The following is a 12,332-nucleotide window of genomic DNA, read 5'->3' as shown; positions in this document are numbered from 1 at the left end:
CCATGAAGCACCTTCTGTCTATCTCAGATCTCAGCAAAGACGAAATTCTCGGAATTATGGATGAGGCTGACCGCTTCCGCGAAGCACTCACTGGCCGTGAGATTAAAAAGCTTCCTACTCTTCGTGGTCGGACTATCTTCACGTTGTTCTATGAGAACTCTACGAGAACTCGTTCTTCTTTTGAAACCGCTGGAAAATGGATGAGCGCTGATGTTATTAACATTTCCGCTAGTTCTTCTTCCGTGAAAAAGGGGGAGTCTCTCAAGGACACCGGCTTGACGCTGTCCGCTATCGGGCGTGACGCCATCATCATCCGGCACCCTTCTTCCGGTGCAGCCCAACAATTGGCGCAGTGGGTTGCGCCGGAGGGACAAGGACCCAGCGTTATTAATGCCGGCGACGGTTCTCACCAACACCCCACGCAGGCGCTTCTCGACGCCCTCACGATTCGGCAGCGACTCGGAAACATTGAAGGGCGCAAAATTGTCATTGTGGGGGATTGCCTTCACTCACGTGTTGTTCGTTCTAACGTAGACCTGCTCACCTGCTTGGGGGCAGAAGTGGTGCTTGTTGCACCTCCGACGCTACTGCCCTCGGGTATAGAGCAATGGCCCGTTCGTTGCTCGTACACCATGGACGACGAGATTAAAGACGCGGATGTGGTGATGATGCTCCGCGTGCAGCAGGAGCGTATGCATGGCGGATTTTTCCCGTCGCATCGCGAATACGCAGCCTTGTATGGCATGTCTAAGGAACGTGAGTCACGGTTGCAAGATCACGCAATTGTTATGCACCCCGGACCAATGCTGCGAGGCATGGAAAATAACTACGCCGTTGCTGATGCCCCCCGCACAGCGGTGCTTCAGCAAGTAAATAACGGTGTGCACACTCGCATGGCAGTTCTGTTTACCCTCATTGCCGGTACAAATACCCCCGGTTTCTAAAGGAGTTTGGCTCGAAGTGACTACCCCTAACGACTACCCAGAGACTGGACAACTTGCTCCTGCCCCAGAGCGTACTCTTCTACTCACCAATGTTCGCCCCTATGGTGAGGGCGAACCGACCAGCGTATTTATCTCTCATGGCATGATCACAGCTATAGGGGATGACGCACATAAGCACTCCGCAGATGACGTTGTCGATGGAGAAGGCAATATTCTTCTGCCAGGCCTTGTGGATATGCACGTTCATCTACGTGAACCAGGGCGCGAAGACACAGAAACGATTGCGACCGGTTCCGCAGCAGCAGCTAAAGGCGGCTTTACCGCAGTTTTTACTATGGCCAATACTCTTCCGGTGTTGGATCAGCCGATTATCGCCGAATCAGTATGGGCTAAGTCGCAACAGATCGGTTTATGCGACGTCCATCCTGTTGGGTCAATAACAAAAGGACTCCAAGGTAAAGAGCTCACTGAGTTTGGCATGATGGCAAATTCAGATGCCAAGGTTCGCATGTTCTCGGACGATGGAAAATGCGTTGATAACCCGCTTATCATGCGTAGGGCCGTGGAATACGCCAAGGGAATGGACGTTCTCTTAGCCCAACATTGCGAGGATCCTCGTTTGACCGATGGTGCTGTGGCCCATGAAGGAAAGATTGCTGCTGAGCTTGGTCTTGGTGGCTGGCCCCGCGTTGCAGAGGAATCCATTGTTGCCCGCGATGCTATCCTGGCTCGTGATTACGGCGGCAGAATGCATATCTGCCATGCCTCTACTGAAGGCACCGTGGAGCTGCTTAAATGGGCAAAATCTCAGGATATTCCGCTGACTGCGGAAGTAACCCCGCATCATCTTTTGCTTACCGACGAGCGCCTGCGCACCTATGACGGCGTTAACCGAGTCAATCCGCCGCTGCGGGAAGCTCGGGATACACTAGCGCTACGAGATGCGCTTTTGAATGGTTTTATCGATTGTGTTGCCACAGATCATGCACCGCACGGATCTGAGGATAAATGCTGCGAATTTGAGCACGCGAAGCCGGGAATGCTAGGGCTTGAAACATCGCTGCCGATCATTGCACAGATTTTTGTGGATAGCGGCCTGGCCGACTGGAGATTCGTCGCAAAGGTCATGAGTGAGCGGCCTGCAGAGATTCTGCATCTTCCTGGGCATGGACGGCCTATCGCAGTGGGAGAACCAGCAAACTTGACTGTGGTTAATCCCCATAGCCCTTGGACTGCGCATGGTTGCGATATGGCCTCCAAGGCAGACAACACCCCCTTTGAAGGGATGGAGTTTAGTGCCAAGGTGACCACCACGATCCTGCGCGGCCGATTGACCTGCATCGATGGTCAACCTGCGAGCCCGCGATTCGTCTAGAAACTTTAGTTTTCTCTGATTTGTTACCTCAGGCTCTGCAAAGCACGTAAACCTGAGGTAAGCAGGTTTACAGCATGCTCCCCAAAAATTTTTAAAGGGAAAATGACCACAACTTATTCACCCCAGCGCGATTATCGCGGTGCGGATATAAATACAGCTAAGAAAGGCGACACAGTGACGTCGACGTTCCAGAATCGATCCGAAGCCGTCCTTGTTCTTGCAGACGGACGCATCTTCCGAGGTCAATCCTTTGGTGCTTTAGGGACCACGCTTGGCGAAGCCGTATTTACTACTGCGATGACTGGTTACCAAGAGACCATGACAGATCCTTCCTATCATCGCCAGATCGTTGTATCCGCGGCACCTCACATTGGTAACACCGGATGGAATGATGAAGACAGTGAGTCTTATGGAGAAAAGATCTGGGTTGCCGGACTAGCGATCCGAGATCTTTCTCACCGTGTTTCCAACTGGAGGGCTTCTCGCAGCCTTGAAGAAGAGATGCAGGCTCAGAATATTGTCGGAATCTCCGGACTAGATACCAGGACCATTGTCCGACATCTCCGCAATTTTGGCTCGATCTCGGCAGGAATTTTCTCAGGGGAGGACGCTGCTCGGAGCCCTGAAGAACTCGTAGAGATTGTTAAAGGACAGCCGAGCATGGCTGGTGCTGATCTTGCCGGTGAAGTATCAACCGATGCACCGTATGTGGTCGAGGCAGAGGGGGAGACCACGTTTACAGTGGTCGCCTATGACATGGGCATTAAAACAAATACTCCTCGAAACTTTGCGGCGCGGGGCATACGGACAATCGTGATTCCAGCCAACACCCCATATCAGGAGATTGTGGGATACAACCCTGATGGTGTGTTTATCTCCAATGGTCCTGGTGATCCTGCTACCGCAGACGTTATGGTGGGGATCGTCCAAGAAATTCTTGAGCGCAAAATCCCACTATTCGGCATTTGTTTTGGCAACCAGATCCTTGGGCGGGCCTTAGGCCTGAAGACTTACAAGATGAAATTCGGGCACCGAGGGATTAACGTTCCCGTCCTCAACCACCTCACGGGGAAAATCGACATCACAGCGCAAAACCATGGTTTTGCGTTAGAAGGCAAAGCCGGAGAGACATTTGAAACTCCGTTTGGTGATGCACACGTAACGCATACGTGCCTTAATGACGACACTGTAGAAGGCGTCGCCTTGGTTAACGGACTTGCTTACTCCGTTCAGTATCACCCCGAAGCTGCAGCTGGTCCTCACGATGCAAACCCGCTGTTCGATCAGTTTGTTGAACTGATGTCCACCCACAACTCCGCTGTTACTGCGAACTAAAACCAGGAAGGTTTTTAAAATATGCCTAAGCGTACTGACATTAAACACGTCCTGGTTATCGGATCTGGCCCTATCGTTATCGGTCAAGCCTGCGAATTTGACTATTCGGGCACTCAAGCATGCCGGGTGCTTAAAGAAGAGGGCCTTCGCGTGACCTTGATCAACTCCAATCCAGCAACCATCATGACGGATCCGGAGTTTGCAGACCACACGTATGTTGAGCCTATTCAGCCGGAATACATTGAAAAGATCTTTGAAAAAGAGATGGCCGAAGGCCATCCGGTTGATGCTGTGCTTGCCACGCTTGGTGGTCAAACCGCACTGAATGTGGCTATCCAACTTGATCGCCGTGGATCCCTGAAAAAATATGATGTGGAGCTCATCGGCGCTGACATCGATGCGATCGAACGCGGCGAAGATCGACAGAAATTCAAAGATATCGTTGCCAAGGTCGGCGGCGAATCCGCTCGTTCCCGTGTGTGCCACAATATGGATGAAGTCTATGAGACCGTTGAGGAACTCGGTCTTCCAGTGGTGGTACGTCCTTCCTTTACTATGGGTGGGCTTGGTTCCGGCCTGGCATTTAACCAAGAAGACTTGGAGCGCATCGCTGGTGGTGGCTTAGCGGCATCACCGGAGGCGAATGTCTTGATCGAGGAATCGATTCTGGGGTGGAAAGAATACGAGCTTGAATTGATGCGTGATGGTGCGGACAACGTGGTTATTGTCTGCTCCATTGAAAATGTCGACGCACTGGGTGTTCACACAGGGGACTCCGTAACGGTCGCGCCTGCGCTGACCCTCACAGACCGCGAGTATCAGAAGATGCGCGATCAAGGTATCGCCATCATTCGGGAAGTTGGCGTAGATACCGGCGGCTGTAACATCCAATTCGCAGTGAACCCGGCAGACGGCCGATTGATTACTATCGAGATGAATCCGCGTGTGTCTCGTTCCTCGGCTTTGGCTTCAAAGGCCACGGGCTTCCCGATCGCAAAGATCGCAGCGAAACTGGCTATTGGCTACACGTTGGATGAAATCACTAACGACATCACAGGAGTTACTCCTGCAGCTTTTGAGCCGACGCTGGACTACGTCGTGGTGAAGGCACCTCGTTTTGCCTTTGAAAAATTTGTGGGGTCTGATGACACCCTGACTACCACGATGAAATCAGTCGGCGAAGCTATGGCGCTGGGACGCAACTACATTGCGTCGTTAGGCAAAGTCATGCGTTCTTTGGAGAATAAGCAGGCAGGTTTCTGGACCACCAGCGATGAGGCTTTTGCAGGGGAGCGAGCACAAGACGTTGTTGCAGTGCTGGAGGATCTGAAGCGTCCTACGCAAGGACGAATTTATGACGCAGAACTTGCGCTTCGGCTGGGCGCTAGCATCGAGCAAGTACATGAAGCCTCAGGGCTTGACCCATGGTTCCTTGCAGAACTGCAATCGCTTGTGGATTTCCGTGAGGAGTTAGTCGCTGCACCAGTTCTCGATGAGCCTTTGCTACGTCGTGCAAAGTTCCTGGGTCTGTCCGATAAACAGATTGCTGCTCTGCGTCCGGAGTTTGCGGGGGAAGACGGCGTGCGTCGTCTGCGCTGGTCTCTAGGCGTGCGTCCTGTTTTCAAAACAGTAGATACGTGTGCTGCGGAGTTCGAAGCTACTACTCCGTACCACTATTCCGCCTATGAATTGGACCCGAACGCTGAGTCCGAGGTCCGCCCGCAGGTAGAAAAAGAGAAAATGATTATCCTGGGTTCGGGTCCGAACCGGATTGGTCAGGGTATTGAGTTTGACTATTCCTGTGTCCATGCCGCACTTGAGCTCTCACGCGTGGGCTATGAAACAGTGATGATTAACTGCAACCCTGAGACTGTTTCTACTGATTATGACACTGCGGATCGTCTTTACTTTGAGCCGTTGACCTTTGAAGACGTCATGGAGGTCTACCACGCAGAGTCTCAATCTGGCACGGTGGCAGGAGTTATTGTCCAGCTAGGCGGGCAAACTCCGCTGGGGCTAGCAGAGAAACTGAGAGATGCGGGACTTCCTGTTATTGGCACCAGCCCAGAGGCAATCGACCTGGCTGAGGACCGCGGCGAGTTTGGAAACGTCCTTAAAGCAGCGCAGCTGCCTGCGCCGGAATTTGGCACGGCTACCTCGTTTGAGGATGCCAAGGAAGTCGCCTCCCGGATTGGCTATCCAGTGCTTGTGCGTCCTTCCTATGTCCTAGGCGGCAGAGGAATGGAGATCGTATATGACGAAAAAGCGCTGCATAGTTATATTGATCGGGCCACAGAGATCACTAGCGATCACCCAGTTCTTGTGGATAGATTCCTGGATAACGCCATTGAGATCGATGTTGACGCGCTATGCGACGGCGAACATGTCTACCTCGCCGGCGTGATGGAGCACATCGAGGAAGCCGGAATCCACTCGGGCGATTCGGCTTGCGCACTTCCACCTATGACCCTGGGTGCAGAAGATATTGAGACCGTCAGACGTTCTACTGAGGCGCTTGCACATGGCATTGGCGTGCGAGGACTGATGAACGTCCAATACGCACTCAAGGACGACATCCTGTATGTCATTGAGGCCAACCCTCGCGCATCGCGCACGGTCCCATTCGTTTCAAAGGCCACAGGAGTGCCACTTGCTAAGGCAGCAGCTCGCATTATGGCTGGGGCGACAATTCCTGAGCTGCAACAAGAGGGGATGATTCCCACGGACTTCGATGGAGGTTCTTTGCCGGAGCATTCTCCTATCGCGGTCAAGGAGGCTGTGCTGCCGTTTAACCGTTTCCGCCGGCCAGATGGAAGCATGCTCGATACTCTTCTGAGTCCGGAGATGAAATCCACTGGCGAGGTCATGGGGCTCGCAGATAACTTCGGTGCGGCCTACGCTAAGGCAGAACAAGCCGCCTTCGGGGCGTTACCTACCTCTGGCACGGTCTTTGTCTCGGTAGCTAACAGGGATAAAAGGACGCTCATCTTCCCGATTCAGCGCTTGGCGTCGTTAGGCTTTAAAGTGCTGGCAACATCCGGTACCGCGGGGATGCTGCGTCGTAATGGCATTGAGTGCGAGGTCGTCCTCAAACAGACGCAGGCGAGGGAAGCTGCAGAGCAAGGCGATCTGGGCGGACGTCGTTCGATCGTCGACATCATCAATGCAGGTGAAGTTGATCTCATCTTAAACACGCCTGCCGGCTCGTCTGGTGCACGCCATGATGGTTACCAGATCCGTGCAGCGGCGGTTTCTGTTGGAGTTCCGCTTGTAACCACAGTTCAAGGTGTTACGGCTGCGGTGCAGGGTATCGAGGCGCTGCAACAAGGCGAGCTCAGCGTGCGTCCGCTGCAAGAGCTAGATCATTCATTGAGCGGAAAGTAAGGCATAGTGGAACAACCACAGATAACTTTCGGTGAGCGGCTTCGACGCGCTGGAGCTGCCCACGGCAGGCTTTGTGTAGGCATTGATCCACATGCAGCTTTGATGGAGCAGTGGGGGCTTTCTTCGGATGTTCGGGGCTTAGCGGCTTTCACAGAGATCTGCGTGGAGGCTTTTGCCGGGAATACTGCACTGGTAAAACCGCAGGTTGCCTTCTATGAATCTTATGGCTCCTCGGGATTCGCCATTCTGGAAGACGCAATCGCGCACCTGCGTGACGCGGGCACGTTAGTGCTTGCCGACGCCAAGCGTGGGGATATTGGATCCACAATGGCGGGCTATGCCACCGCATGGCTAAACGATGCGTCACCGCTGTGCTGTGATGCAGTTACGGTGTCTCCCTATCTGGGCTATGGTTCGCTGAAACCAGTATTGGACATTGCAGAGCAGAAAAACCGAGGGGTCTTTGTTTTAGCTGCGACATCTAACCCAGAGGCGCGCGCGTTGCAAGATCAGCAGGATAGCCAGGGGAGAACGATATCGCAGCAGATTGTGGATTCAGTAGCTCAGACTAACTCTAGGCATGCTGAGGCCGGTGGCGCCGGAAATATCGGAGTAGTAGTGGGAGCAACCCTTGCTGAGCCTCCACAGCTGTCTCAGCTTGCTGGTCCTGTCTTACTCCCCGGAGTGGGCGCACAGGGCGCGACAGCGGAGGATATCTCGCGGATTACTGAGGGAATAAAGGACCTTGCTTTCCCAAATATCTCTCGTGCGATTCTTGCGCAGGGGCCGTCGGTGGCAGCCCTTAAAGAAGCAGCAGCTCTCGCCGTATTAGATTTTAGAGATTAATGTTTTCCCAGCTAGTGGGAGTTTGAGAGATCGCAGGTTGCCGTTTGGTGACCTGCGGTTTTTCAACTTTTTAGGTTGATTACCTAGACTTTTGCAATCTGATGCTAGACTAAACCGGAAATCAACGCAGTGCCGCGGGTTTTAGTATGTTTCATCGCAGCGCGGTGGATGACTAAAGCTCATTGAATGCGGCACTAGGATTGAAGTTTTCAGTGTGGCGCTTTCAAAGAAGCTGAGCAAAATTTTTGAGAGTGTTTGTGCAGTGGAGACTTCAAGAAATGTGTATCGTTGATTGCCGGCGCATATAGCGTCACAAATCCCCAATAATAAATTTCGAATCGGAGGAACCCCGTGGCCCTTCCCAAGTTGACCGACGAGCAGCGTAAGGAAGCCCTCGCTAAGGCTGCTGAGGCCCGCAAGGCACGTGCAGAGCTGAAAGAACAGCTCAAGCGCGGTGACATCACGCTCAAAGAGGTACTGAATAAGGCATCTTCTGACGAGATTATCGGCAAGACCAAGGTTTCCGCTCTCCTCGAGTCTCTTCCTAAGGTAGGCAAAGTTAAGGCCAAGGAAATCATGGAGGAGCTGGAGATTGCTCAGACACGCCGTCTGCGTGGTCTTGGCGATCGTCAGCGTCGCGCTCTGCTTGAGCGCTTTGGCTTCTCCGAGGATTAATCAATGACAGGCGATAACCCAAAAGGTCGGCTAGTCGTTTTAGCTGGACCATCTGCTGTGGGGAAGTCCACGGTGGTTCATCGCCTTCGCGAGGAAGTACCGAACCTCTACTTCAGTGTTTCGATGACCACGAGGGCACCGCGCCCCGGTGAAGTTGATGGTGTGGATTACTTCTTCGTGACTCCCGAGGAGTTTCAGTCTCGTATCGACGGTGGGGATATGCTCGAATGGGCAGAAATCCATGGTGGGTTGCAGAGGTCTGGAACTCCCGCGGGGCCTGTGGAAGACGCGTTGTCAGCCGGCCGTCCTGTGCTGGTTGAAGTCGATCTTGTTGGTGCTCGTAACGTCGCGGCGCTGAAGCCCGAAGCAGAGACCGTTTTCCTAGCTCCGCCATCGTGGGAAGTCCTTGTAGATCGTCTTACTGGGCGGGGAACGGAGCCCGAAGACGTGATCAAGAGGCGGCTGGAGACTGCACGTCAGGAGCTAGCATCCCAGGGTGAGTTTAAGCACGTTGTAACCAACGATAAGGTTAATGAGACGGTCGCTGAGATTCGGGATATCCTGCTCGGGTGTTGCTAATCTCCCGTTTCGGGGGTGCGGCAGGAACCGTGGCAACGCCGCAGAATGAAACCTTGAGGTTTTATGCGGCCTAGTACAGCACAACTACCAAGCTTTTTAAGAAAAGGTGTCAGTGAGCAACGTGACCAACGTTACTGAGAACAACGATGGCGTTTATGATGCGCCAACCGGCATTACCGCTCCGCCGATCGACGATCTACTGAAGCGAGTATCGTCGAAGTACGCATTGGTGATTTTCGCGGCAAAGCGAGCTCGCCAGATCAATAGCTACTACCAGCAGGCGGACGAAGGCGTCTTCGAATTCGTTGGTCCTCTGGTCACGCCTGAGGCTCAGGAAAAGCCGCTGTCTATTGCACTTCGCGAGATCGAGCAGGGACTGCTCGATCACGAGGAAGGCTAATAACCACCGCGGTGTAACCGCTCTGGTTTGCTCTTACTTAGACCCCTTTACCTCCGGTTTCGGTGTAAAGGGGTCTTCTTCAATGAGAAAGGTTGGGTGCTTTCCGTGCCTAAAACTCGGAAGGTTGTAGTAGGTATCGCTGGGGGAGTTGCAGCGTATAAGGCTTGTCATGTGGTGCGAGCCTTTAAAGAGCTTGGTGATGATGTACGAGTAGTACCTACTGCGAATGCATTAAAATTCATCGGTGCTGCGACGCTGGAAGCGTTGTCGGGGAACCCCGTCACCGCCAGCGTTTATGATCGCGTGGATGAAGTGCAACATGTGAACGTCGGCAAGCAAGCAGATCTTATCGTCATAGCGCCTGCTACTGCGGACCTTCTCGCGCGGATGGTTGCGGGACGTGCTGACGATCTCCTCACGGCTACGCTGTTGGTTGCTACATGCCCTGTGGTTGTAGCGCCAGCTATGCACACGGAAATGTGGCTGCATCCAGCGACTCAAGAAAATGTTCGTACTCTCCGACGTCGAGGAATTAAAGTTCTTGACCCAGCACATGGCCGCCTTACTGGGGCCGACTCTGGCCCTGGTCGGTTGCCCGACCCCCAGCAGATTGTCGATTTAGCATTAGCTGTGTATGAAGGTGCTGACCTGCCTCGGGACTTAGAAAACCGCAAAGTGGTGATCTCTGCCGGGGGAACGCAAGAACGGATTGATCCGGTGCGCTGTATTACCAATAGCTCTTCAGGTCGCCAGGGATTTGCATGCGCGGAAATTGCCGCACAGCGAGGGGCAGAAGTTGTGGTAGTTGCAGGGCGTACTGATGAATTACCTGTGCCGTTGGGGGCGCGCGTGATTCGTGTTGCTTCTGCACGGGATATGCATGAGGCGTGTATGGCTGAAGCTATGGATGCGGATATCGTGGTGATGTCTGCGGCTGTTGCGGATTATAGGCCAGCATCTGAGGCACCTTTGAAATTAAAGAAGGGCTCTGCTGATGCTGCGCTGTCTCGTATAGAGCTGGTGGAGAATCCAGATATTCTTAAATCCCTAGTGGAAGCACGGCACGATAGTCAGATCAAGGAAACAACCGTTATCGTGGGGTTTGCCGCAGAAACGGGGGATTCCTCACATAGTGCACTCGATTTTGCTCGAGAAAAAATCTTGCGTAAAGGCTGCGACCTTTTGATGTGTAATGAGGTCGGAGAGGGTTTGGTCTTTGGGGAGACGCGTAACCGAGGCTTTTTGCTGCATTCTTCTGGTGAGTATCAGGAAATTCCCGATGGCTCTAAACTGCGTGTGGCTTCTAGCATCCTGGATGCGGCAGTGAAAAATCTTGATCAGCGACGAGGAGCGGACTAGACCATCCTGGCAACACCAGTAAGGTTCGTCTCATTCTTCGGGCTTGTCTTGTTAGACAGCTTGGTCTATATTATGTGTCGGATATAGGCGATTAGGAATCGTCTTGTGAGCGCACACCAGTTGTTATGGCGTAATGCCTTCAGCACTCTTAGGTAAGGACAAAACTTAGTGACTCAACACTCTCAGGCGAAGCTTCGCCTGTTTACCAGCGAATCGGTGACCGAAGGCCACCCAGACAAAATCTGTGACGCTGTCTCAGACACGATTTTGGATGCGTTGCTCACCGTCGATCCTCACGCACGTGTTGCGGTAGAAACCGTGACTACAACCGGTTTGGTTCACGTGGTTGGCGAGGTTCGGACATCGGGATACGTTGAGATTCCCAAGCTTGTCCGTGACAAACTGATTGAGATCGGATTCAACTCTTCCGAGGTAGGCTTCGATGGTCGCACCTGCGGAGTTAGCGTTTCCATCGGCGAGCAGTCCCAAGAAATTGGTGCAGGCGTAGATCAGTCACATGAGGTGCGTTCTGGTTCTCAAACGGACGAGGACGATCAGGCGGGGGCTGGCGATCAGGGGCTGATGTTTGGTTACGCAACCAAGGAAACCTCTACTTTGATGCCACTGCCTATTGATCTGGCCCACCGGTTGTCGCGCCGTTTAACACAGGTTCGTAAAGAAGGCATCGTGCCCAACCTGCGCCCTGATGGAAAAACACAGGTCACCTTTGCCTATGATGAGGCCGGGAAACCGGTACACCTGGACACCGTTGTGGTATCTACGCAGCACGATCCACAGGTCACCCAAGAATGGTTGCATGAGCAGATTCGTGAAAACGTTGTGGATTGGGTTCTCCGTGACGCCGGAATTGCTGGAAACCTAGCCGATAATGAGTACACGCTGCTGGTTAACCCTTCAGGCTCCTTCATCGTTGGCGGCCCCATGGGTGACGCTGGTTTGACTGGCCGCAAAATAATCGTGGACACGTATGGTGGAATGGCTCGGCATGGTGGCGGGGCTTTCTCCGGAAAAGATCCGAGCAAAGTTGACCGATCTGGCGCCTATGCAATGCGATGGGTGGCCAAAAACATAGTGGCGGCTGGTCTTGCCGATCGAGCAGAAGTCCAAGTTGCTTATGCGATTGGTCGCGCTAAACCCGTGGGGCTCTATGTGGAGACCTTTGGTACCGCGCACGCGGAGCTCACCGATGAAAAGATTCAGCAGGCCGTGCTAGAGGTTTTCGACCTGCGGCCGGCCGCGATTATCCGCGATCTAGACCTATTGCGCCCCATCTATGCTGATACCGCAGCATACGGCCATTTTGGTCGAGATGATCTAGATCTGCCTTGGGAAAAGACTGACCGAGTGGATGCTCTGCGCTCGGCTGTGGGCTTCTAGTTCTCTCATGATTGTGTAGAGAACCTTCGAGTGGTTT

Annotated in this window: 10 protein-coding genes; all 10 read left to right on the top strand. The window is 53.3% G+C overall.

The features are described from left to right. Positions 1-2 precede the first annotated feature (2 nt). Positions 3-944, top strand: coding sequence for an aspartate carbamoyltransferase catalytic subunit (locus CULFRC11_RS06020; RefSeq protein WP_038620589.1), 942 nt, complete (start codon positions 3-5; stop codon positions 942-944). 16 nt (positions 945-960) lie between these two features. Continuing rightward, positions 961-2,319 carry a dihydroorotase gene (locus CULFRC11_RS06015; protein ID WP_023635771.1) on the top strand — a complete coding sequence of 453 codons (1,359 nt, stop codon included), beginning with the start codon at positions 961-963 and terminating at the stop codon, positions 2,317-2,319. A 102-nt stretch (positions 2,320-2,421) separates the two neighbouring features. Continuing rightward, positions 2,422-3,654 carry a glutamine-hydrolyzing carbamoyl-phosphate synthase small subunit gene (gene carA / locus CULFRC11_RS06010; protein ID WP_023635770.1) on the top strand — a complete coding sequence of 411 codons (1,233 nt, stop codon included), beginning with the start codon at positions 2,422-2,424 and terminating at the stop codon, positions 3,652-3,654. A 21-nt stretch (positions 3,655-3,675) separates the two neighbouring features. Next, positions 3,676-7,038 carry a carbamoyl-phosphate synthase large subunit gene (gene carB / locus CULFRC11_RS06005; RefSeq protein WP_023635769.1) on the top strand — a complete coding sequence of 1,121 codons (3,363 nt, stop codon included), beginning with the start codon at positions 3,676-3,678 and terminating at the stop codon, positions 7,036-7,038. A gap of 21 nt (positions 7,039-7,059) precedes the next feature. Further along, on the top strand, positions 7,060-7,884 hold the full coding sequence (gene pyrF / locus CULFRC11_RS06000) for an orotidine-5'-phosphate decarboxylase (protein ID WP_181878574.1): 825 nt from the start codon (positions 7,060-7,062) through the stop codon (positions 7,882-7,884). 351 nt (positions 7,885-8,235) lie between these two features. Continuing rightward, the gene (mihF, locus tag CULFRC11_RS05995; RefSeq protein WP_013911603.1) at positions 8,236-8,559 is read left to right on the top strand and encodes an integration host factor, actinobacterial type; all 324 of its coding nucleotides are present in this window, start codon (positions 8,236-8,238) and stop codon (positions 8,557-8,559) included. Between the two features lie 3 nt (positions 8,560-8,562). After that, the gene (gmk, locus tag CULFRC11_RS05990) at positions 8,563-9,138 is read left to right on the top strand and encodes a guanylate kinase (protein WP_023635767.1); all 576 of its coding nucleotides are present in this window, start codon (positions 8,563-8,565) and stop codon (positions 9,136-9,138) included. Between the two features lie 121 nt (positions 9,139-9,259). Further along, positions 9,260-9,538, top strand: coding sequence for a DNA-directed RNA polymerase subunit omega (gene rpoZ / locus CULFRC11_RS05985; RefSeq protein WP_013911601.1), 279 nt, complete (start codon positions 9,260-9,262; stop codon positions 9,536-9,538). 105 nt (positions 9,539-9,643) lie between these two features. After that, a complete protein-coding gene (gene coaBC / locus CULFRC11_RS05980) occupies positions 9,644-10,897 on the top strand; it encodes a bifunctional phosphopantothenoylcysteine decarboxylase/phosphopantothenate--cysteine ligase CoaBC (protein ID WP_038620988.1) in 1,254 nt (417 codons plus the stop codon). Between the two features lie 168 nt (positions 10,898-11,065). Further along, a complete protein-coding gene (gene metK, locus CULFRC11_RS05975) occupies positions 11,066-12,295 on the top strand; it encodes a methionine adenosyltransferase (RefSeq protein WP_023635764.1) in 1,230 nt (409 codons plus the stop codon). Positions 12,296-12,332 lie beyond the last annotated feature (37 nt).

Origin of the sequence: Corynebacterium ulcerans (genome assembly GCF_000767685.1) — a bacterium.
Lineage (GTDB): Bacteria > Actinomycetota > Actinomycetes > Mycobacteriales > Mycobacteriaceae > Corynebacterium > Corynebacterium ulcerans.
The sequence above is the reverse complement of the archived record's forward strand: the minus strand, read 5'-3'. Positions and strand labels throughout refer to the sequence as shown.

Bases quoted from the DNA above. Each gene is read 5' to 3' on its own strand.
- CULFRC11_RS06020 (WP_038620589.1), top strand. From the start codon at position 3: ATGAAGCACCTTCTGTCTATCTCAGATCTCAGCAAAGACGAAATTCTC.
- carA (WP_023635770.1), top strand. From the start codon at position 2,422: ATGACCACAACTTATTCACCCCAGCGCGATTATCGCGGTGCGGATATA.
- carB (WP_023635769.1), top strand. From the start codon at position 3,676: ATGCCTAAGCGTACTGACATTAAACACGTCCTGGTTATCGGATCTGGC.
- gmk (WP_023635767.1), top strand. From the start codon at position 8,563: ATGACAGGCGATAACCCAAAAGGTCGGCTAGTCGTTTTAGCTGGACCA.